The 23,135-nt window shown below is 73.8% G+C and carries 8 protein-coding genes (1 of these 8 running past the window's edge); 1 reads left to right on the top strand and 7 read right to left on the bottom strand.

Translation table 11 applies throughout. The features are described from left to right. Window positions 1-65: 65 nt before the first annotated feature. Window positions 66-740 (top strand): nitroreductase, encoded by a 675-nt coding sequence (locus tag ABZ562_RS00135; RefSeq protein ID WP_361472516.1) that lies wholly within the window; start codon window positions 66-68, stop codon window positions 738-740. A 666-nt stretch (window positions 741-1,406) separates the two neighbouring features. On the opposite strand, the gene ABZ562_RS00130 is transcribed toward ABZ562_RS00135, so the two are convergent. From ABZ562_RS00130 to ABZ562_RS00100, 7 genes are all read right to left on the bottom strand, one after another. Further along, a complete protein-coding gene (locus ABZ562_RS00130) occupies window positions 1,407-1,976 on the bottom strand; it encodes a TetR/AcrR family transcriptional regulator (protein ID WP_361471658.1) in 570 nt (189 codons plus the stop codon). 102 nt (window positions 1,977-2,078) lie between these two features. Beyond that, complete coding sequence (locus ABZ562_RS00125; protein WP_361471655.1) at window positions 2,079-3,377, bottom strand: SNG1 family protein; 1,299 nt, start codon at window positions 3,375-3,377, stop codon at window positions 2,079-2,081. A gap of 334 nt (window positions 3,378-3,711) precedes the next feature. Next, window positions 3,712-4,815: a 4Fe-4S binding protein gene (locus ABZ562_RS00120; protein WP_361471652.1), complete on the bottom strand. Its 1,104-nt coding sequence runs from the start codon at window positions 4,813-4,815 to the stop codon at window positions 3,712-3,714. A 446-nt stretch (window positions 4,816-5,261) separates the two neighbouring features. Next, window positions 5,262-6,305, bottom strand: a complete 1,044-nt coding sequence (locus tag ABZ562_RS00115; protein WP_361471650.1) for a TauD/TfdA family dioxygenase — start codon at window positions 6,303-6,305, stop codon at window positions 5,262-5,264. Between the two features lie 40 nt (window positions 6,306-6,345). Beyond that, window positions 6,346-6,564 carry an MbtH family protein gene (locus ABZ562_RS00110; protein ID WP_361471647.1) on the bottom strand — a complete coding sequence of 73 codons (219 nt, stop codon included), beginning with the start codon at window positions 6,562-6,564 and terminating at the stop codon, window positions 6,346-6,348. Next, complete coding sequence (locus tag ABZ562_RS00105) at window positions 6,561-13,748, bottom strand: amino acid adenylation domain-containing protein (protein WP_361471644.1); 7,188 nt, start codon at window positions 13,746-13,748, stop codon at window positions 6,561-6,563. Before ABZ562_RS00105 ends, ABZ562_RS00110 begins: the two co-directional genes overlap by 4 nt. Beyond that, a protein-coding gene (locus tag ABZ562_RS00100) for a non-ribosomal peptide synthase/polyketide synthase (protein WP_361471642.1) crosses the window boundary here: on the bottom strand, window positions 13,745-23,135 show its end. Its footprint extends 13,691 nt past the window's final position; the window shows 9,391 of its 23,082 coding nt (coding positions 13,692-23,082); its start codon lies off the right edge, out of view; it ends in the stop codon at window positions 13,745-13,747. Before ABZ562_RS00100 ends, ABZ562_RS00105 begins: the two co-directional genes overlap by 4 nt.

Below are 23,135 nucleotides of genomic sequence, written 5' to 3'. Positions count from 1 at the left end.
CGAGCTGAGCCCACTCGAGAGGAATCGTTTTGCTGCCCACCACGGCTTCGCCCTTCACCGACCTCGTGCGGTCCCGGCGCTCCGTTCGGAAGTTCCTGCCCGCCCCGCTGTCGCCGTCGGACATTCGCGGCGTGCTGGAAGACGCTCAAACCGCCCCGTCGAACTGCAACACCCAGCCGTGGACGGTGCATGTCGTCTCGGGCGCGGCGCGGGACGCCCTGAGCAAGGAACTGCTCCACGCCGATGAGGAGGAGCGGTTCTCCTACGATTTCACCTTCGACTACGCCGACTTCGGCCAGGGCACCTACCTCGACCGGGCGCACAACCATGCCGCGACCCTTTACCAGGCTCTGGGGATACCGCGCTCGGACCGAACAGCCCGGAAGGCGGCGGCCCGGGAGAACCTGAACTTCTACGGCGCGCCCCATGTCGCCCTTCTCTTCGTGCCGGCGTTCGGAGACGGGGTGCGGGCGGCCGGTGACATCGGCATGTACGCGCAGAACTTCCTGCTCTCCCTGACGGCCCGGGGCTTCGACGGCATTCCGCAGACCATGCTCGGGTTCTACGCCGACACCATCCGCGAGTTCTTGGGTGTTCCCGAGGAGCTCAAGCTCCTGTTCGGCATCTCCTTCGGCACCGCCGACGAGGCCGCACCGGCGAACAGCTTCCGCATGGGACGAGTCCCGCTTGAGCACAGCGTCGTCCTCCACGACACCCCCGGCGTTCTCGGCGCGCAGTAGTTCGCCACCGACAACAGACACCGGCAAGAAAACTGGCCGGCGTTTCGCCAGCCGCCCGAGGCCTCCACCACCGCAATCCGCAGCGGCACACGGGACTTCCCCGCGCAGTTTCCCCGCAGGACCTCCGGCCCGCTCAATCCACTGCGCGGCTTCGGCGAGCGACTGAACCAGTCGGGTTTCTCTGCCCAGCCGCTGAGTCCTTCGCAGCCCGCCTACGGTGCCGGAACCACCGGCAGGACGATACGGGACGGTCGGGCGGCCGCCCGGCAGCACCTGCCGTCACGCATCCCGGTCGGAACATCGAACTCCATCCGGATCTCGGCGATGCGTCGCCCCCTGTGCCTCGTTTGCTCATGGGCGCGCTGGGGCGTGGGCGGGCGTCAGCCGGCCAGCCGGTTGTACTTGCGGATCTGGCTGCAGAAGATCCGGGAGGGAACGATGCGGCGCAGCGTGCTGATTCGCCCGGCCAGCGGGCCGACCGCGTCGCCGACCATGTCCAGATGGGTTGATCCACCGGCGGAGGGTCCCGTTCGACCACGGCAAGGCCCAGAGGCGTTCACGACAGGAAGGGCCGCGAGCAGCCCCTCCGTCGCCGCTCCGGCCGCCGGAGACCGCCATGCACTCGTAGAGCGCATCACTCGCCGAGCCGCTCGAAGAATCGATGCGTCAGCGCATGTCCGCAGCATCGAGCAGGGTGACCACAGTGGGCGCGATGAGCCCGGTGAGATTGTCGGCTCCGATCCCCGCGCGAGCACTGGCGCCGTCGAAGACCAGGCTGAGCTGCCGGGCCAGCAGGTCCGGATCGCTCGCGCCACCCTGTTCGGCCTCGGCCCGGAAAAAGGCCGTCAGGTTCCCCTTGATCCGGTGCGCCACCCGGCTCGCGGGGTGGTTCTGATCCTTGAGTTCGATCTGCACCGCCAGATACCGACAGCCTCGGAACTCGGGAGCCCCCGCCTGCGATTCCACGTTCTCGAAGACGCGCAGGATCCGCTCGCGGGGTGAGCGGCCATCGTCCGCCGCGGGCAGGAGCCTCGTCACGAAGGCAGAAGCGCGCTCCTCCAGGCTCGCCGCCAGCAGTTCCTCCTTGCTGTCGAACAGCATGTACATCGAGCGCTTCGAAACCCCCGCCGCCTTGCAGAGCGCCTCGACACCGATGCCGACACCGTCTCGGTAGGTGAGCGTGGCCGCCGCCTCCAGCAGCCGCTCTCGGGAACTGGGCTTCACCTCGGTGCTCATAGGAGGAGGATAACTCGATTTCAGCGAAATGAAAACTGATCGGTTTCCAGGGTGTCCCGGGCTCCGCGCGACACGAGGACCCCGCCCCGGCGTGACGTTCCGCTACGCCGGGACGGCGGTCTTGTCAGGCTTCGTCCCGACGGGGACGCGGTGCAGTCCCTTGCGGTCGTACCAGCCTGTCACGCCGAAGTCGAACAGCACGGCCGCCACGAGACCGACTGCCATCATCATCCATCCTCGGGCCAGGCCGGCGTCGGCCTGGGCGTCGTAGTAGAGGATCGAGCGGACACCGCCGGTGATCTGCCGCAGCGGCTCGAACTCCGCGAGGAAGCGGTAGAAGCCCGGCAGCGCCTCGATCGGGGTGGTGGCACCGGCCGTCGGCACCGCCATCCCGATGAAGACCAGCGTGACGACCAGCATGCCGGGCGTGCCGAACGCGGCGAGAAGGGTGAGCGCACCGATACCGGAGACCGCGATGGTACACACCGAGTACAGCCACAGCAGCGGCAGGTGGGAGGCGGCCATCCCCATGATGCCGACCGCGCCGACCATGACCAGGGTGCCCATCAGCAGCGACAGAGCGATCATGAGTGTGCTGCTGATGGCCAGGGTCTGCGCCCTGGTCGCCCGGATCAGCGGACGGTGCAGGCGCAGTGGGCCCATGTCGTTGTGGGTGTAGCCGAGGGCGTGGTCCGTCTGGCCGCTGATGACATTGGCGGAGAGCATGCCGCAGACCACGAGGACGAGCGCGTAATAGAACGCGGTCAGGCCGAGGCCGCTGTGCGGGTCGAGCGGATGGCCGTCCTCAACCGTGACGGCGGCCGGGTCGGCCAGCAGGACGCGCGCCGCGGCGGGCAGCTTCGCTTGCTCGACCACGGTCTGCGCGGTCAGTTCCTTGCCCAGCCGCAGCGAGGCGCGCTCAGCCGCCGTAGTCGAAGCCGACCGAGCCATGCTGGAGCCCAGGCTGCCGGCGGACTGGTTGGTCAGCACCGTCAGTGTCGGGCGAACCGGGCTCTTGGGGCCTGCGGTGCCGGTCAGTGCGGTGACGGAGGAGGTGAAGTTGCCGGGCACGACGAGCGCGCCGTACAGCTTGCCCTCGCCGATCTCCTCCTTCACCTCCTTCCCGTCCATCATCTTCCAGTCGATCCTGTCCCCGCTCGTGGTGGATTTCTTGATCGACTCGGTGATCCGCGCCCCCAGATTGACCTGCTTGCCGCCGACAGCGGCTCCCGCGTCAACGTTGACCAGACCCACGGGGAGCTTCTTCATGTGATCGGCCGGATCGATGTTGGCGCCGACGTAGAACACAGTGAACAGCAGCGCGAGGACGCCGGTGATGACGCCGTTGACGATCCACAGCGGCTTGGCCCGCAGGACGCGGAAGGGGTGGATTTCATTCATGACTCACTCCGGTCTGGACGACACAGCTGCATCGGGAGGAGACCGGACCGCGCAGTCGCGGACCGGCGGCCCTCGGAACGTTCGCCCCCGGCGGACCCGACCGCCGCAGAACGGGGGCCTCCTGACTCGGTGAAGGCCGTCCGGCGACCGATCGAAGCTCCATCCGATGAGCCGGGCACCAGGCCGGATGACATGAGAGGTGCCTCGTGCGCGAGTACAAGGCCCTGTCGTCGCATACCGAAGGCACCTCGTGCGGTACGAGCACGCCCCCGTGTACGCCGACGCCGGCGAGGGCGTTCACGATCGAGCACGGGTGCGGGCGCGGTGCGCCGGGTCAGGAGGTTGCGGAGCGTTTCACCGGGGGCTGCCACCCGCCGGTGACCTCTTTGACGGGCTTGTGGGGGAAGCGGCGCCGGGCGTATTCCTGCGCGTGTGAGCCCGGCAGGACGTAGAGGGTTTCCTTCTTCTCCTGGAGCGGTCGCAGCACGGTGTCCATGAAGCTCTTGCGGTCCTCCAGGTACGGGCCGAGGACGTCCTCGCCGCCGGGACAGACGGCCATGCAGTAGCCGGACTTGTAGCCGGGAGGAGAGGCCAGGCTCTGCCACATGGATGCGCTTTCGGAATCGGTGACCCGGGACCGGTAGTCGGCGGCGTCCTGGCTGTCGGCCACGGTCTGCGCCCAGTCGGTGAACCCGCTCATGAACTCACGGTAGTTATGTGTGGTGCAGGCGAAGAAGTCGAAGTCTCCGTCCTTACTGATGGCGCCGACCGGGCAGGAGGCGACGCACAACTTGCAGCCGATGCAGGGGTTGTAGTCCAGCGCCTGCCCGTACTCGCTCACCTGGGCATCCACCAGGACGGTGGCCAGCAGCACGAAGTTGCCGAACTTGGGGTGGATGACGTTGCGGTGCAGACCCATCACGCCGAGCCCGGCGGCCACCGCGACGGTCTTGTGCGCCACCACCCAGATCCGCTCGTTGGGGAAGCGGTCCATCTCCTGGGGGAAGCCGACAGACGGATTGAGCGCGCGGTAGCCGGCGTCTTGCAATGCTCGGGTAACGCTGCGGGCGGCATGATTGGCCTGCTCGTCGGTCTGATGGAACTCCTGGTTGGCCACACTGCGGGCCGGGGAGCGGCAGTTGTCGCGGTTCATCCGGACCACCATCGCGATCAGGGTCCGCGTGCCGGGCAACGCGGCCAGCGCGTGCTCCCGCTCGCCGGCCAGGTCGGGGTGGTCCAGGCTGACCGCGGCCGCGTCGTCCGCACCGGCCGCCAGGCACAGTTCGCGCAGCCAGCCCGCGTCGATCACCGCCGGTGGGCTCGCCGCGTCACCGGCCCCGCGCCGAGCGAGTACGGCCTGCACCGACGGGTGCGCAGCCAGCTTCGCCGGAAGTTCCCGAGCCGGAGGTTGCCGATCGGCGTCGCGCGCGGTGGTCATCCGATCCCCTGGTCAGCGTAGTTTTCGATCTCGCCCCATTGGCGAGAAACCGATCAGTTTCCGACCACCGTAAACCGATCAGTTTCAGCACGCAAGTCCAAGCGGCGGACAGCTCCCGACCCGTGGTGGCCACGCTCCGGCCAAGGGGCCGGCCCCTGGATCACCACCGGGCACGGATCCACCCGGTCGCCGCCCGAACGCCACCCCGCCCCCGGTCCACTACGCGCGGCGAGCAGGCCGCCGGCCGGGGGTTTTGAGAGCACAGACCTCACCGCACTCTCGCAAGTGCCGCGCCACTCCACCCCCTACGACGCGATCGCCTCGGCGGCCTCCTGCACGAGTACCGACATGCTGCGTGACCAGTACAGACGTAGTTCTTGGCACCTACAGGGGCTCGGCCGGCGCCCGGGCCTGGGCACCAACGTCCGTCCCGATCACGCATTCCTTCAATGTCCCGGCCATGGCGGGCTCGCCGGTCGCAGGGGCACGCACACCTGCGATCCGACCGCCCGGACGCCACGGGATCTGCGCAGGTCGGCCACGGCGAAGCAGCGCCGCAGCCACCGGTCGTGGCCGTCGTAGCGGGGCGTGAAGGCGGTGCGGCCGTGCACGGCGGCACGGTTGTCGATGACGATCAGGTCGCCGGCTTCGAGCACCGTGCCCACCAGCACGGCGCACATGGCGTCGTGGAGTTCGCCAAACGCCCGCGCCGCGGCCTCGTCCAGCGGCTCCATGGCGTGGAAGTCGGCGACGAGTTCGGGGGCGGTGTCCGGTCCGGACAGGACGGGCAGCGGAAGTGAGACGGCGCCGGTGTGGCCGAACGAACTGCTGTGCCGGATCTTGAACAAGGGCTCGCGCAGCACGGATACACACTCGGCGGACAGCCGGGGCAGCGCCCGGCTGATGGCACCGGAGGTGGTGCGCGCGCGGCGCTCGCGGTCGGCGCGCAGGCACAGCAGGGTCAGGAAGTCCGGCTTGAACGGGTGGAAGCCGTCCTCGGTGTGCATTTCGAGCATCACACTGCCGCTGTTCTCCTGCCGCGGCTCGGCGCCCCGGACCGGGATGATGTCCTGGACGAGGCGGCCGCCCTTCTCGTCGGCGTAGGCGATGACGTCGCCCAGCCAGGAGACCGCCGCGAGCTGGGCGAGGGTCGCCAGAGGCAGCAGTGACCAGTCCGGGGCGACACCGTCGGTCGGTGTCGGGGGCAGTGTGCCGTCGAGGGGTACGTTCCGCACGATCAGGGTCCCGTGCGGGTTGCCGGCCCGCCGGAAGTGGCTGAGCGCGCGGGCCATGCGGGGTGGCAGCCAGCGGGCCGCCACCTCGATCTCCGCGAGCAGTTCGGCGGCGTCGAGCGATGCCGGGCCGGGGTGTGGCAGCGTGTGGGCCAGCTCGGTGACGAGCTTGCGGAACCGCTCCGCCTCGTCCGGAGTCAGCTCCAGCGTCACCTCTTCCACACCGCCGAGGGCGGTCTCCTGGGGGGGCGTGAGCAAACCGGTCCTCCTCACGGTCCGATGCGCGTAAGCGGGCGGGTCAGGCCCCGGCCTCGTCCATGGCCCGGACGAGGCTCGTCGGACGCATGTCGGTCCAGTGCTCCTCGACGTAGGCGAGGCAGGCTTCCCGGGTGTCCTCGCCGTGGGCGACCGTCCAGCCGGCCGGGACCTCGGCGAAGGACGGCCACAGCGAGTGCTGGCCCTCGTCGTTGACCAGTACCAGGTATCTGCCGTCGGGGTTCTCGAACGGATTGGTCATGCGTGGGTCTCCCTCTTTCCTGTCGTGGTGCCCTTGTCCGGGGTGTCGGTGCCGTTCAGCTTTCCGGCCAGCACACGGCCGATACGGGACAGTGGTACGGCCCGGCACATCTCGTGGTGGGTGCAGTCCACCGCGTACCGCTCGACCTCTCCGGTGACCCTGGGTTCCCAGGCGGCCGCGGTGGGCATGCCGTCGGGGCGCTCGACGGCCGCCGTGAAGTGCACGAGGTCTCCGTCGAACCGGCCGGGGACGTACGCCGCCGAGAGCCTTCTGTGGTGCGCGTAGACCTCGGTCAGCGCCGTGACGCGTCGCTCCCCGATGTCCGCGAGGGGCCCGCCGCCGCGTCGCAGGAGTTCGACGGCGTCATCGATGGTCAGGGGCTCACCGGTGTCCTGGTCATGGCCCGCGAAGCTGAGCAGGGTCGACAGGATGTCCGCCACGTTCGTTTCGTCCACGGTCCCGACCGGGGTTCCGGCGTCCCGGGGGTAGGAGTCGAGCAGGGCGAGCAAGGCCACTTCGTCACCCTCCTGCTGGAGGCGGACCGCGATCGCGTGGGCGGCGAGACCGCCGAACGACCAGCCGAGGAGGTGGTAGGGGCCGGTGGGCTGTACCGAGCGGATCCGCTCGACGCAGTCGGTGACCAGGTCGTCCATCGTCTCCGGGTACGCCTCGGACCGGGCGAGTCCACGGGCCTGCAGCCCGTACACCGGCCGGTCCGGGCCCAGATGCCGCAGCAGCCCGGTGTAGCACCAGCTCAGGCCGCCGCCCGGGGGCAGGCAGAACAGCGGCGGACGGCCACCGGTGGCCCGCAGCGGGAGCAGGACGTCGAAAGCGTCGTCCGAGACCCCCAGGCGCAGCCTTTCCATGAGGCGGCTGACCGTCGGCGCCGCGAACAGGTCCCGGACCGACAGGTCCAGGCCCATGGTGTCCCGGATCCGGCTCACCAGCCGGATCGCGGCCAGTGAGTCGCCTCCGAGTTCGAAGAAGTCGTCGTCGATCCCGGTCCCGGCCATGCCGAGGATGTCGGCGAACAGACCGCAGAGGATCTCCTCCTCGGGAGTGCGGGCGGGCCGCCCGGCGGCCGTGAAACCCTGGCCAGGCTCGGGCAGGGCACGCCGGTCCAGCTTGCCGCCGGCCGTCAGCGGGAAGGCGTCCAGCACGACCACAGTGGCCGGCACCATGTGCTCCGGCAGCGTCGCGGCGACGTGGCCGCGCAGGTCGGCCGGGCGCGGTTCGGCGCCGCGGGCCGCGAGTACGTACGCCACCAGCCGCCGTTGTCCGGGCCGGTCCTCACGGGCCACGACCGCGGCCTGGGCCACCGTCTCGTGCCGGGTCAGCACCGCCTCGATCTCGCCGGGCTCGATACGGAAGCCGCGGATCTTGACCTGCTGATCCGCCCGGCCGGCGAACTCCAGGACCCCGTCCGCCCGCCAGCGGGCCAGGTCACCGGTCCGGTACATCCGCTCCCCCGGCGCCCCGAACGGGCAGGCCACGAACCGCTCCGCGGTGAGGCCGCGCCGGTTCAGGTAGCCCCGGGCGAGCTGGACACCGGCCAGGTACAGCTCCCCCGTCGCCCCGGGCGGCACCGGGCCGAGCCCCGCGTCCAGCACGTAGGCCCGCAGGTTCCGCACGGGCCGCCCGATCGGCACCGGTCGGCGGCGGGCGTGTGCGGCCTCCGTGTCCGCCGCGCCGGTGTCCGGGCCGGGCAGGGGCGCGCAGGTCCAGGACGTCGCGTGGATGGCGGTTTCCGTCGGCCCGTACAGGTGGTGCTGTTCCACACCCAGCAGTCGCTCGACGCGGTCCCGCAGGTCCGCCGGGAGCGGCTCCCCGCCTGTCAGGACCTGTCGCAGGCCCGTGCATCCGGCGGCGGCGGGCTCGTCGAGGAAGACCCGCAGCATGGACGGGACGAAGTGCACGGTCGTCACCGCGTGCTCGCGGATCACCGACGCCAGGTACACCGGGTCCCGGTGGCCCTCCGGATCGGCGACCACGATCCGGGCGCCGGTGGTCAGCGGCCAGAAGAACTCCCACACCGAGGCGTCGAACGCGGCCGGCGCCTTGTACAGGACGACGTCGGAGTGCCCCAGCGGGTACTGGGCGCCCATGCCGAGCATCCGGTTCACCACGGCGGCGTGCGGGACGACCACGCCCTTGGGGGTGCCGGTGGAGCCGGAGGTGTAGAGCACGTACGCGGGGTGCGACGGCCTCAGCGGTGTGGCGGTGTCGCCCGGGTTCCGGTCCGGCCGGTCGCCGGGGTCGCGCACCAGGCCGTCGGCGTGCAGCACGAGGACGGGCCGGGCGTCGTCGAGCATCAGTCGGGTCCGCTCGGCCGGCTGGTTCACATCGACGGGCAGATAGGCCGCGCCGGTCTTGATCACGGCGAGCAGGGCCACCACCAGCTCGGCGGAGCGCGGCAGGGCGAGGGCCACCACCCGCTCCGGGCCGGCCCCGCGCTCGATCAGCGCGTGGGCGAGCCGGTTGGCCCGCGCGTTCAGCTGCGCGTACGTCAGGGTGATGTCCTCGGCGACCATGGCGACCGCGTCCGGGGTGCGGGCCGCCTGCGCCTCGAACAGGTCCCGCAGCGTCACCGGGGGCAGCGGCCGCGCGGTGTCGTTCCACCCCGTCAGCACCCGCTCGCGTTCGGCCGGGGCGAGGAGGCCGAGCCGCCAGATCCGCTGGGCCGGGTCGGCGGCCGCGGCCTCCAGCAGCCGCAGGAACCTGGTCACCAGGTCCCGGACGGTGTCCTGGTCGAACAGGTCGGCGTTGTACTCGACGCCACCGGCCAGCCCGCCGGGCAGACCGTCCGGTCCGCGCTGCTCGGCGACCCTGAACAGCAGGTCGAACTTGGCCGACCGCGACACCACCTCCTCGGCCCGGCACCGCAGACCGGGAAGGTCCAGGGACAGGTCACCGGCGTGCTGGAGGGTCAGCATCACCTGGAACACCGGGTGCCGGCCCACCGAGCGGGCCGGGTTCAGCACCTCGACCAGATGCTCGAAGGGCAAGTCCTGGTGGGCGTAGGCGGCCAGTCCGGTCTCCCGCACCCGCTCCAGCAGTCCGGCGAAGCTCGGGTCCCCGCTGGTGTCGGTGCGCAGCACCAGGGTGTTGACGAAGCATCCGACGAGGTCGTCGAGGGCGTCGTCGGTGCGCCCGGCGACCGGTGTGCCGATGGGGATATCGGTGCCCGCGCCGTCACGGGTGAGCAGGGCCGCGAGCGCCGCCGACAGGACCATGAACAGGCTCGCGTCGCCCGCGCGCGCCAGTTCGGCGAGCCGGGCGTGGAGGTCCGGGCCCACGCGCAGCGGCACCACCCCGGCGCGGGAGCCGGCCGTCTCCGGGCGGAGCCGGTCCCGGCGCAGCTCCAGTTCGGCGGGCAGCCCGTCCAGCGTGCGGCGCCAGTGGGCGACCTGGCGGGACAGCACGCTGTCCGGGTCGTCCGCGTCGCCGAGGAACCGGCGCTGCCACAGGGTGTAGTCGGCGTATTGCGCGGGCAGCGGCGCGAAGGACGGCGCCCGGCCCGCGCACCGGGCGGTGTAGGCGGCGGACAGGTCGCGGGCGAGCGGACGGTTGGACCAGCCGTCCCCGGCGATGTGGTGGAGCACGAGCAGCAGGACGTGCTCGTCCGGGCCGAGCGCGAACAGGGCCGTGTGCAGGGGCGGTTCGGCCGTCAGGTCGAACCGGTGCGCCGCGGTTTCCGCGAGGGCCTCGGCGAGAGCGGCCTCCTCGACCCGCCGGACGGGCAGGTCGACCGTCGCGTCGGCTGGGTCCAGGATGTGCTGGCGCGGTACGCCCCCGGTGTCCGGGTAGACGGTGCGCAGCACCTCGTGCCGGGCGATCACGTCGTTCAGGGCGGTGTGCAGCGCGGCGATGTCGAGGTCTCCGGTCAGGCGCAGCGCGTACGGCATGTTGTAGCCGGCCGACGTGGGGTCCAGCCGGTGCAGGAACCACAGGCGCGCCTGCGCGAAGGACAGGGGCAGTTCGGCGGGGCGTTCCCCGGCACGCGGCGATGGCCGCCGCCCGTCCTGGGGCGCCGTGCGGAGCCGGGCCGCGAGCCCGGCCACGGTCGGGGCCTCGAACACGTCGCGTACGGCGAGTTCGGCGCCGAGCGCCGAGCGGATGCGCGACACCAGCCGGGTGGCGAGCAGCGAGTGCCCGCCGAGGGCGAAGAATCCGTCGTCGGTCCCGACCCCGGGAACGCCGAGCACCTCGGCGAACAGGCCGCACAGGACCTCCTCCGCGTGGCCGCGGGGCTCCCGGCCGCCCGCGCCGCGCCGGCCGGCGGCCGGGGCCGGGAGGTCCCGGCGTGCCAGCTTGCCGCTCGGGGTGAGGGGCAGCGTGTCGAGCACGACGATCGCGGCGGGCACCATGAACTCGGGCAGCACGGCGGCTACGTGTTCCCGCAGCTCGTCCGGATGCGGCGGCCGGGACCCGGGCGCGGGCACCACGTACGCCGTCAGACGCCGGTCGCCGGGCCGGTCCTCGCGCACCACGGCGACCGCGTGCCCGACCGTGGCGTGCCGGGCCAGCACGGCCTCCACCTCGCCCAGCTCGATCCGGAACCCGCGCACCTTCACCTGGTCGTCCGCCCGCCCGGCGAACTCCAGCAGCCCGGCGGCGGTCCAGCGGGCCAGGTCACCGGTGCGGTACATCCGCTCCCCCGGCGCGCCGAACGGGTCGGCGGTGAACCGCTCCGCGGTCAGGCCCGGCCGGTTGAGGTAGCCGCGGGCGAGTTGCGCGCCGGAGAGGTAGATCTCCCCGACCACACCGGGCGGCACCGGGCGCAGCCGTGCGTCGAGCACGTAGACCCGCATGTCGCGGATCGGCCGGCCGATCACCGGCCGGGAGCTGTCGCGGACCCGGGCGCCGACGGCGTCCACGGTGCATTCGCTGGGCGCGTAGTAGTTGTGCACCTCGGTGTCCGGGTGCTCCCGCAGTGCCTCCCACAGCGCGGCGCCCGTGGCCTCCGCGCCGAGGAGGATCACCCCCGGCCGGTGCCCGGCGCTCTCCAGCATGCCCAGTCCGGTCAGTTCGCGCAGCATGGACGGCGTGATGCCCAGGTAGTCGATGCCCCGGTCACGTACCCAGGTCAGCAGCGCGTCGGGGTCGCGGCGGGTCTCGTCGTCCACGACGTGCAGTTCGTGGCCGGCCACGAGGCCGAGGAGCTGCCCCATGCTCGCGTCGAAGGAGAGCGAGGCGGTGTGCGCCACCCGCAGTCGCCGCCCGTCGGTGGCGGCCACCTTCGCCGCCGCCGGGGCGAAGACCAGCTCGCGGTGGCTGGCGCACAGGTTCGCCAGGCCCGCGTGGGTCACCACCACGCCCTTGGGCACACCGGTCGAGCCGGAGGTGTACACGACGTACGCCGCGTGGTCTCCGCGCACCGCCGGCCGTGGGGTCCGGGCCGGCGGCGGGCCGGCGGCGAGGGCGTCGTCGAGCAGGACGACGTCCGCCGCGCCGCCCTCCAGCCGTGCGGTCACCGCGCGTTCGGTCACCACCACGGGCACGGCCGCGTCGTCGAGCATGAACGCGAGCCGCTCCGCCGGGTAGCCGGGGTCCAGCGGCACGCACACCCCGCCGGCCTTCCATACGGCGAGAACGGCGGCGATCATCGCGGCCGACCGGTGTACGCACAGCCCGACCATGACATCGGGTCCCACGCCGCGGCCGGTCAGCCGCCGCGCGAGCCGGTCCGCCCGGGCGTCCAGTTCCGCGAATGTCCACCGCGTCCCGCCGGACACCACGGCCACCGCGTCCGGGGTCAGCGCGGCCTGCGCCTCGAAGCACTCCGGCACCAGCGCGGCCGGGGCACCGCCGACGGTGCCGTTCCACTCCACCAGGACCCGGTTCCGCTCCGCCGGGGCCAGCAGGTCCAGGGCGCCGATCCGCAGGTCCGGGTCCGAGGCGGCGATCCGCAGGACCCGGACCACCCTGCCCAGGATGGCCTCCGCGGTGTCCCGGTCGAACAGGTCGGTCTGGTGGTCAAGGCGCAGCCGCAGCGGTCCGCCCGGCATCACCATGAAGTTGAGCGGGTAGTGGGTGACGCCGTGGCTCGGTCCCGCCGTCACCCGCAGCCCGCCGCCGAGCGCCGCGGCGGCGAGTCCGTCGCTCTGGGCCGGAAGGTTCTCGAACACGGTGGCCGTGTCGAACAGCTCGCCCGAACCCAGGGTGCGCTGGATGCCGGACAGCCCGACGTGCTGACAGGCCATCAGCCGCGTCTGGTCCCGCTGCAGACGGGCCAGCATGGCGGACAGGGGCTCCGCGGGGTTGAGCCGTACCCGGACGGGCAGGGTGTTGGCGAACAGGCCGATCATCTTCTCGGCGCCGGGCACCTGGGGCGGGCGGCCGGAGACCGTGGTGCCGAACACCACGTCCGTCCGGCCGGTCAGCTGGCCGAGCACGACCGCCCAGGCGCCCAGGAACACCGTGTTCAGGGTCAGGCCATGACGGCGGGCCAGTCCTTCGAGTGCCGTGGCGAGGTCGTCGGGCAGGTCGCGCAGGACCTGACCGGGCAGCCCGGGCGCCCGGGACGGGTCCGCCGGCGCGACCCTGGTGGGCTCGTCGACGCCCTTCAGCACGTCGCGCCACACGTCCTCGGCGGCCGCCCGGTCCTGGCCGGCCAGCCAGGCCAGGTAGTCACGGTACCGGGCCGCCGGGGGCATCCCGTCCTCCCGGCCGCCGCGCGTGTACAGCCGGAACAGCTCGTCCAGCAGCAACTGTGCGGACCACCCGTCGATCACCAGGTGATGGGCGGTGAGGAGGAACCGGTGGCGGTCCGGGCCGAACCGGATGAGGGTGAACCGCAGCAGGGGCGGGCGGGCCGGGTCGAAGCGACGCAGCCGGTCGTGCGCGGCGAGCCGCTCCGCCTCCGCCTCCCGCGCGCCGGGGTCCACCGCGCCGAGATCGTGCTCCTGCCAGGGCAGCTCCACCGCGCTCGGGATGATCTGCACCGGCTCGTCCAGGTCCTCGTGCCAGAAGCCGGCCCGCAGGCTCGCATGGCGGCGGAGGAGGGTGGACGCGGCGGCGCGCAGCGCCCCGGTGTCGAGGGCGCCGTCCAGGTCGAAGGCGCTCTGCACGGTGTAGAGGTCCAGCGCCGACTCGTCGTAGAGCGCGTGGAACAGCAGCCCCTCCTGCAGCGGTGCCAGCGGCAGGATGTCTTCCAGTTCCGTTTCCGCTTCCGCCCGCGTCATCGTGTTCTTCTCCTCCATGCGGCTTCGAGCTGCTCCAACTTGTTCTGGCTCATCCGCACCAGCGGTACGTCGGACGGGGTGCGGCCGCCCGCGTCGGGCCGGGCGGCGTGGGTGGCCAGGGCTTCCAGGGCGCGGCTCCAGGTGTCGGCCAGGTCGCGTACGACGGCCTCGGTCAGCGCCGCGCGGGGCCAGCCCCAGGCCGCGGTCAGCCGGGGGCCGTCCGGACCGTCCACGACGGCCACCCTCACCTCGGCCCGGTACTCCGGCGGCAGGCCGGACCCCTCCGGCCACGTGCCGGACGGAACGCGCGGAAGCCGCCCGAGGTAGTGGAACGCCACCTGGGGCGAGGGCCGCTCGGCAAGCGCCGGGGCGGTGGCGGGGTTGAGGTGGCGCAGCAGACCGAATCCCAGACCGCCCTCCGGCAGGGACCTCAGCTCCTCCTTGACCCGCTTGAGCGCCGTCCCGGCGGCGTGCCCGCCGTCCCACACCTCGCGCCGGTCCAGGCCGGTCAGGTCCAGGCGGACGGGATGGGTCGCGGTGAAGCGGCCCACGGTGCGGGACAGGTCGATGCCCTCGGCGATGTGTTCCCGGCCGGGCCGCCGGACGTCGGCCACCACGGCGTCTCCCCCGGCTTCCAGCGGGTCCGGGGCGGCCGGAGTGTCCCGGCGGCGCCGCCAGTCGGCCACCGCCAGCGCGAACGCGGTCAGCAGCACGTCCTCGGTATCGGCGTGGAAGACCGCCGGCACGCTGGTGAGGAGCGCCTCGGTGCGCTCGGCGGACAGGGTGACGGTCAGCGTCCCGGCCCCGGCCCCCGGCTCCCGGCCGGCCTCCGGCCGTATGCCGGGCTCCTCACCCGGCGCGTCGGGCCCGGCGAGGATCGCGGTCCAGCGGGGCAGCTCCGCCTCCTGCCGGACGTCCTGTGCCCGGGTGCGCAGGTGCTGGGCCCACCGCCGGAACGACGTGCCGACCGGGGCGAGTTCGGGGCGGCGGCCGGTGGCGGCCGCCGCACAGGCCGCGGCCACGTCGGCCAGCAGGATCCGCCAGGACTCCGCGTCCGCCACGAGGTGGTGCAGCACGAGCGTCAGCCGCCCGGCCCGGCCGGGACCGGCGTCCCACCAGACCGCCTGGAGCATCGTCCCGGCCTCCGGTGCGAGACGGGCCGCCGCGTCCCGCTCCGCCGCCTCGGGCCCGGGCCCGTCCGGTTCGGTGCCCACCCGGCGCAGGCAGGCCGCGGCCCGGACCGTTCCGGGCGGCGTCACCTCCAGCAGCCACTCGTCCCGGCCCTCCCCGGCGGCTTCGCCGGGGGTACGGGTCAGGCGCGCCCGCAGCGCGTCGTGGTGGTCCAGGACCGCTTGCAGGGCCGCCTCCAGCCGTTCCGCGTCCAGCCCGGCCGGGACCTCCACGGCCATCGCCTCGTACCCGGTGCCGGGGTCGGCGCCGCGTTCCCGCAGCGCGTGCAGGGCCGGGGTCAGCGGCACCGCGCCGATGCCCGCCCGCGGCTCCCCGTCCGGGGCGGGGGCGGCGCCGGGCGTCCCGGCGGCGGTGGCCAGCGCCGCCACGGTCTTGTGCCGGAACACGTCCTGCGGGGCGATCGCCACCCCGGCGGCGCGGGCCCGGCTGACGACCTGGATGGAGACGATGCTGTCGCCGCCGAGGTCGAAGAAGTCGTCGTCGACGCCGACGGACGGGAGTCCGAGCACCTCGGCGAAGATCTCGCACAGCAGCCGCTCCCGCGCGGTCGCCGGCGGGCGGCCCGCCGGGGTACCGGCCGCCTCCGGCGCGGGCAGCGCCCTGCGGTCGACCTTCCCGTTGGGCGTCAGCGGCAGTGCGTCGATGGTGACGACGGCCGAGGGCACGAGGTATTCCGGCAGCTTCTCCCGCAGCCGGGCGCGCACCGAGGCACCCAGGGGCACCGGTGGCGCCGACGCCGGGTCGTTGGTGAAGGCCCGCGGCGACGACCGGTCCCCCGTCGTCGCGGCCACCGGGAGGTAGACCCCGGTGACGGCGGACCGTGTCGCGGTGTCCGCGTCGGCGAACACCGCGTCGAAGCGGCCCTCGCCCTCGCCGTCCTCTCCCGACCAGGTGACGGCCACCCAGTACCCGAGCCGCTCGCCCAGCTCGCACAGCGTCTCCGGGTCCACCGCGCCCTCGCCCGCCAGCCGGGCGTTGGGTATCCCGGTGATGCGCAGTGGCCGCGGCCGGCGCTCCGCCAGCAGCGTGGCGCATTCCTCGGCGCCTCCGGTCACCTCCCGCCAGCGCAGCACGGGCACGTCGGCGAACGACCGGGCCGGGGAGGCGAGCGGGGCACGGCGGAGCACGACGTCGTAGCGGTACCGGGACAGCTCGTTGTGGTACCGGCCGCGCTTGAGGCGGAGGTCCACGGCGCCGACTTCGGGCACCACCCCGGCCAGGGCGGGGAAGAAGTCCGGGTCGACCAGCAGCTCCCGCTCCGGCGCGGTGCTTCCGGTGGCCGCCCGCAAGGCCGGCAGGAGCCGCAGGTCGCGGATGTCGCCGAGGAACAGGGCGCCGCCGGGCGCGAGCAGCCTCATCGCACCGCCGATCACCTCGGTCAGGTAGTCGGCGCCCGGGAAGTACTGGGCCACCGAGTTGAGCACGACGGTGTCGAAGTGGCCCTCCGGCAGCCCGGTGAAGTCGTCGGCCGGCTGGGCCCGGAGCACCACCCGGTGGGCGATGTCCGGTTCGCCCGCGACCTGCGCGGCCAGGGCTTCGACGGCGGCCGCTGACACGTCGGTGCCCCAGTACTCCGCGCAGTCGGCGGCGAGCGGGGCGAGGATCAGGCCCCGGCCGACGCCGATCTCCAGGACGCGCCCGGAGCCCGGGGCCCCGCCGCCGCGCGGGCCCAGGTCCCGGATCGTCGCGACGGTGGCGTCCCGCCACTGCCGCATCTCCGCGACCGGGATCGGCTTCCCGTCGTATGCGCTGTTCCAGCCGGTGAAGTCCTCGCCGAACGGGGCGGGCTCCGATCCTCCGTAGAGCGTGTCGTACAGCCGCCGCCACTCGCCGACGGCGGCCTCGGACTCCCCGGCCGTACCGGCCCGCGCACGGGTCCCGGTGTCCGCAGCCGGGACCACGTACCCGACCAGGCGGGTCCCGCCGGGGCCGTCGTCGCGGGCCGCCGCGACGGCCTGGGCGACGCCCGGGTGGCCCGCCATGACGGCCTCGACCTCGCCGAGTTCGATCCGGTGGCCCCGTACCTTCACCTGCTCGTCCGCCCGTCCGGCGAACTCCAGGTCGCCCGCCGCGTTCCAGCGGGCGAGGTCGCCGGTGCGGTACATCCGGGTGCCCGGCGCGCCGAACGGGTCGGCGGTGAACCGCTCGGCGGTCAGGCCGGGCCGCCGGAGGTAGCCACGGGCCAGGCCCGCCCCCGCCAGGTACAGCTCGCCGACCACGCCCGGCGGCACCGGGCACAGGGCGGCGTCCAGGACGTACGCGCGTGCGCCGGGGATCGGCGTGCCGATGGGCGGGACGCCCCCGTCGCCGGGCAGCGGACGGCTCATCGTGGCGCAGACCGTCGACTCGGTCGGCCCGTAGGCGTTGACCATCCGCCGGTCCCGGCTCCACGCCGCGGCCGTCTCCGGCGGGCAGGCCTCTCCCGCCACCACCAGGTCGGTCACCGGGGCGATCTGGTCGGGCGTCATCACGCCCAGCGCCACCGGCGGCACGGTCAGGTGCGTCACACCGTGCTCGGCCACCACCGCGCCGAGGCCGGGCCCGGGCAGCAGCCGCTCGGCCGGGGCCACCACCAGCGCAGCACCGGTCAGCAGCGCCATGCACAGCTCCCAGAACGCCGCGTCGAAGCTCGGCGAGGCGAACTGCAGGACCCGGCTGCCCGGCCCCGCGCCGAGGGACTCCCGGTGTGCGGACGCCAGGGCGGCCGCACCGGCGTGGGTGACGACCACGCCCTTGGGCAGTCCGGTCGAGCCGGAGGTGTAGAGCACATAGGCCGGGTGTGCGGGCGTCAGCGGGCGTGCCCGGTCGGTGTCACCGGGGTCGGCGGCCGGGCGGGTGGCCAGGTCCGCGCGTGAGCGGCCCCGGGCGTCGTCCAGGTCCAGCCGGGGCAGGCCGTCGGCGCCGGGCACCCGGGCGCCGCCGGTGCCGCCCGTCAGCAGCAGCGCGGGGCGGGCGTCGTCGAGCATGAACGCGATGCGCTCGGCCGGGTAGTTCAGGTCGAGCGGGAGGTAGGCCGCCCCCGCCTTGAGCGTCGCGAGGACCGCCACGATCAGGTCGGCGGAGCGCGGGAAGGCCAGGGCGACGATCCGCTCGGGTCCCGCGCCCCGGGAAATCAGCAGATGGGCCAGGCGGTTGGCCCGGGCGTTCAGCTCCCCGTACGTCAGCACCTCGTCCCCCGCGAGGACCGCCGGCGCTCCGGGGTCGCGCGCCACTTGGCGCTCGAACAGCGCCGGGAGGCAGTCCGGCGGGATCGTCCGGCCGGCCCCGCCGCCCAGCATGCGGCCGCGTTCGGCGGCGTTGAGCAGGTCGGCCCGGCCGATGGGGAGGTGCGGATCCGCGCAGACCGCTTCCAGCAGCCGGATCCACCGCGCCACCATCGCCTCGACCGTCCCCCGGTCGAAGAGGTCGGTGCTGTACTCGACCGTTCCGCGCACTCCCCCGAAGGAGCCACCAGCCGCTCCCGGCGGCGCGGGGCGTTCCGTGAGGCTGAAGAACAGGTCGAACCGCGAGGCGCCCACGCCCACGGGTTCGGGCGTCACCTCGACGCCGGGCAGGGCCAGCCCCGCCTCCGGGGTGTTCTGCAGGACCAGGGCCACCTGGAACAGCGGATGGCGGTTCGGGGTCCGGACCGGGTTCAGCACCTCCACCAGGTGCTCGAAGGGCACGTCCTGGTGGGAGTAGGCGGTCAGCGCCGTCTCCCGCACCCGGTCGAGCAAGGCGGCGAACGACGGATCGCCCGAGGTGTCGGTGCGCATCACCAGGGTGTTGACGAAGAGGCCGACCGCGTCGTCGAGCGCCTCGTCCCGGCGCCCGGCGACCCCGCTGCCGATCGGCAGGTCCGTACCCGCGCCGAGCCGGGTGAGCAGGGCGGCCAGACCGGCGTGCAGCACCATGTGCAGGCTGGCCTCCCCGGCCCTGGCGAGGCCAGCCAGCCGGCCGTGCAGGGCTGGGCTCAGGCCGAAGCCCAGCATCTCGCCGCGGTACGTGGAGACGGCGGGGCGGGGGCGGTCCACCGGGAGCGCGAGCTGCTCGGGCAGGCCGGCCAGGGCCTTCGTCCAGTACGCCACCTCCTGGGCGAACCGGCTGTCCGGGTCGTCCTCGTCGCCCAGCAGCGCGCGCTGCCAGAGCGTGTAGTCCACGTAGCCGACCGGCAGCGGCGCCCACGACGGCGCCCCGCCGCGGCACCGCGCGGCGTAGGCGGTGGCGAGGTCGCGGGACAGCGGGGCCATCGACCACCCGTCCCCGGCGATGTGGTGCACCACCAGCAGCAGGACGTGTTCGCGCTCGCCCATGACGAACAGCTCCGCCCGCAGCGGCAGGTCGGCCGCGAGGTCGAACGGGTAGCGTGCCGCCTCGCGCAAGGCGTCGCGCAGCCCCGGCTCGCCGATGTGCCGGACGATCAGTTCGGGGCGGGCGGCGGCCGCGTCCAGGACGACCTGCCGGGGCACCCCGCCGACCGCGGGGAACACGGTGCGCAGGCTCTCGTGCCGCGCCGCGACGTCCGCCAGCGCGCTCCGCAGCGCCGTCCGGTCCACCTCACCGCGCAGGCGCAGGGCGACCGGCATGTTGTACGTCGCGCCCGGCCCCTCCAGCCGGTGCAGGAACCACAGCCGCGTCTGCGCGAACGACAGCGGCACCACATCGGGCCTGGGCATCGGCCGCAGGGCCGGCCGGGCCGCGTCCGCCCGGTGCTCCGCCTCGTCCAGCCGCTCGGCGAGCCCGGCGGCCGTGGGCGCCTCGAACAGGGCCCGCACGGGCAGTTCGGTGCCGAGGGCGGAGCGGATGCGGCTGATCAGCCGGGTGGCCAGCAGCGAATGCCCGCCGAGGTCGAAGAAGTTGTCGTCCACGCCGACCGACGCCACGCCCAGCACCTGCGCGAACAGGTCGCACAGGGTCCGCTCGCGCGGGGAGGCGGGCGGGCGCGAGCCCGCCACGGAACCGAGGTACGGCGCGGGGAGCGCCGCCCGGTCGAGCTTGCCGTGGGCGGTCAGGGGAAGTTCACCGAGGACCGTCACCGCGGTCGGCACCATGTACGCGGGCAGCCGTTCGCGCAGCGCCGTGGCCAGCTCGGCGGCCAGTCCGGCGCGCTGCCGCGAGGCCGCCGGGTCGTTCGCGAACGCCTCGGGCGGTGTGGTGGCGGCGGCCGGCGCCGGGCGGTGGACGCCACCGAGCGCGGTCGTCGCCCGGCCGGGGGCTTCCGGGGTCACGAAGAGCACGTCGAGGTGGTCGGCGGTGTCGCCGGAGCGGGTCACCGCGACCCGGTGGCCGGTGCGCCCGCCCAGCGCGTGGAAGGCGTCCGGGCCGAGTTCCGGCGCCGACGACCGCTCCGCGGCGTCGAGGAGGCCGAGCAGTCCGGCGGGCGGGCGGCCCTCGTCCAGGGCGCGCAGGGCGGCGACCTCGTCCGCGATCCGCTGGTCCGGTACGCCGGTCACCCGCAGCGCCTGCCCGCGGTGCCCGGTCAGGCGCCGTTCCAGGTCGTCCATGCCGGACACGTCGTGGCCCCACCGCAGTTCCGGGGAGGTCTCCAGCGGGCGGGACACGGCGGGCGTCTTGTGCAGGACGGCGTCGTACCGGTAGCGGCTCAGCTCGTTGACGTAATCGCCGCGCTTCACCTGGAGGTCGACCCCGGCGATGTCGTCGCGTCGCGCGGCGAGCGCGGTGAAGAACGCGGGGTCCAGCATCAGTTCCTTCTCCATCAGCAGGGCCTGGTCCACCGCCCGGCGCAGCACGGCGCCGTCGGTGGAGGGCGCGGCGCGGCGCAACTGTGCCGCCGTGTGCAGGCACCGCAGCAGCCGCAGATCGCGCACGTCTCCGAGGAACACGGCCCCGCCGGGGGCCAGCAGCCCCAGCGCGGTGTCGATCACGCTGGTGAGGTAGCGGGCGTCCGGGAAGTACTGGACGACCGAGTTGATCACCACCGTGTCGAAGAAGCCGGCCGGCAGGCCGCCCGTGTCCGCGGCGGACTGGACGCGCAGCTCCACCCGCCCGGCCAGCTCTTCCCGGGCGGCCACCTGGGCCCGCAGCCCTTCGACGGCGTCCGCCGAGATGTCGGTTCCCCAATAGGTCTCGCAGTCCGGTGCGAGGCGGGCGAGCAGCAGGCCGCTGCCCACGCCGATCTCCAGCACCCGGCGCGGCCGCAGTTCACGGATCCGCGCGACCGTGGCGTCGCGCCACCGGCGCATCTGCCCGACCGGGATCGGTCGCCCGTCGTAGCTGCTGGTCCACCCGGCGAAGTCCTCGCCGAACGAGGCCGGTTCGGCGTCGGCGCGCCCGGGGCCGTAGAGGGAGTCGTACACCTCCTGCCACTCGGCGAGCTGGGCCCGTGCCGCCTCGCCGTCCCGCCGCTCGCCGGCCGCCGGGACGACGTAGGCCACCAGGTGGGTGCCGGACGCCCGGTCCTCCCACGCGACGACCGCCGCCCGCGCCACGGCCTCGTGCCGGGACAGCACCGCCTCGATCTCCGCCGGTTCGATCCGGTGGCCGCGTACCTTGACCTGCTCGTCGGCGCGGCCCGCGAAGACCAGGTGGCCGTCCGAAGTCCACCGGGCCAGGTCCCCGGTGCGGTACATCCGCTCCCCCGGCCCGCCGAACGGGTCGGCGACGAACCGCTCCGCCGTGAGCCCCGGCCGGTTCAGATAGCCGCGGGCGAGCTGCGCCCCGGCCAGGTACAGCTCCCCCGTCACGCCGGGCGGCACCAGCCGCAGTCCGGCGTCGAGCACGTACGCCCGGGTGTTCGGGACGGGCCGCCCGACCGGCACCGGGCCGTCCGGGACGGCGGCGCCGGGCGGCACCCGGTAGGTGACGCAGCCCACCGTGGCCTCGGTCGGCCCGTACTCGTTGACCACCGTGGCCTGCGGCTGCGCCCGCCGCCAGGGGCCCAGCAGTTCGCCGGTGAGCTGCTCGCCCCCGACGACCAGGTCCGCGACCGGCGTGACGGTCCCGTCCCGCCCGTCCCGCCCGGACGGGATGGTGGGCAAGGCGAGGTGACTGGGCGTCGCCTTGAGGAACGTGTACGGTCCGGGCGCCGGCGCCCCGGGTGCCAGATCCCCGATCAGCACCCGCCCGCCGCTGGTGAGCGGCGCGAACAGCGCCGTGACGGTCAGGTCGAAGGTGACCGCCGAGTGCAGCAGCGCCGTCCCGGCCGTGCCCGGGTACGCCTCGCGGGCGAACGCCAGGTAGGCCGCCACCGCCCGGTGCTCGACGAGCACGCCCTTGGGCCGGCCCGTGGAGCCCGAGGTGTGGATGACGTACGCGGGATGCGCGGGACGCAGGTCCGCCGTCCGGTCGGCGTCCGTCGGATCGCTCGGCGGTTGCTCCCCGGCGACCCGTACCACGGCGGGGGCGTCGATGGCGAGCCACCGCGAGCGCGGTCCTGGCAGGTCCGCGGCGAGCGCGCCCAGGGTGAGCCCGCAGGCCACGCGGGTGTCGTCGAGCAGGAAGCGGAGCCGCTCGGCCGGGTGGTCCGGGTCGAGCGGCAGGTACGCGGCGCCCGCCTTGAGTACGGCGAGCAGCGCGACGACGAGACCGGCCGAGCGCGGCAGGGCGACCGCCACCACCTGCTCCGGGCCGGCGCCGCGGCCGATGAGCGCGTGCGCCAGCCGGTTGGCCCGCGCGTTCAGCTCGGCGTACGTCAGGTCGGTGCCGCCGTCGGTCACGGCGACCGCGTCCGGTGTCCGCGCGGCCTGTTCCTCGAACGCCCGCGGCAGGGTCGTGGGCGGCAGCGGGGACACCGCGCCGTTCCACGTCCCCAGCAGACGCTCGCGCTCGGCGGCGTCGGTGAGGCCGAAGACGCTGATCGGCCGGTCCGGCCCGGCCGCCGCGGCCTCCAGCAGCCGCACCAGGCGCGCCGCCAGGGCCTCGGCGGTGGGGTGGTCGAACAGGTCGGCGCTGTACTCCAGCACCCCGTCGAGGCGGTCCGGGTGGCCGGTCTCGGTGTAGCGGTCGGTGAGGCTGAACAGCAGGTCGAACTTGGCCGCGTCGGTCTCGGCGACGTCGGGGGTCACCCGCAGGCCGGGCATGGCGAACTCGGGCTCGGCGTTGTTCTGCAGCGTCAGCATCACCTGGAACAGCGGGTGCCGGGCCGCCGACCGGGCCGGGTTGAGCAGCTCGACCAGGCGCTCGAAGGGCAAGTCCTGGTGGGCGTAGGCGGCCAGGTCGGTTTCCCGCACCCGCTCCAGCAGACCGGCGAAGGTGGGG

It is taken from the genome of Streptomyces sp. NPDC019937, assembly GCF_040631655.1.
GTDB lineage: Bacteria > Actinomycetota > Actinomycetes > Streptomycetales > Streptomycetaceae > Streptomyces.
This window is presented reverse-complemented; position numbering and strand designations above follow the sequence as displayed.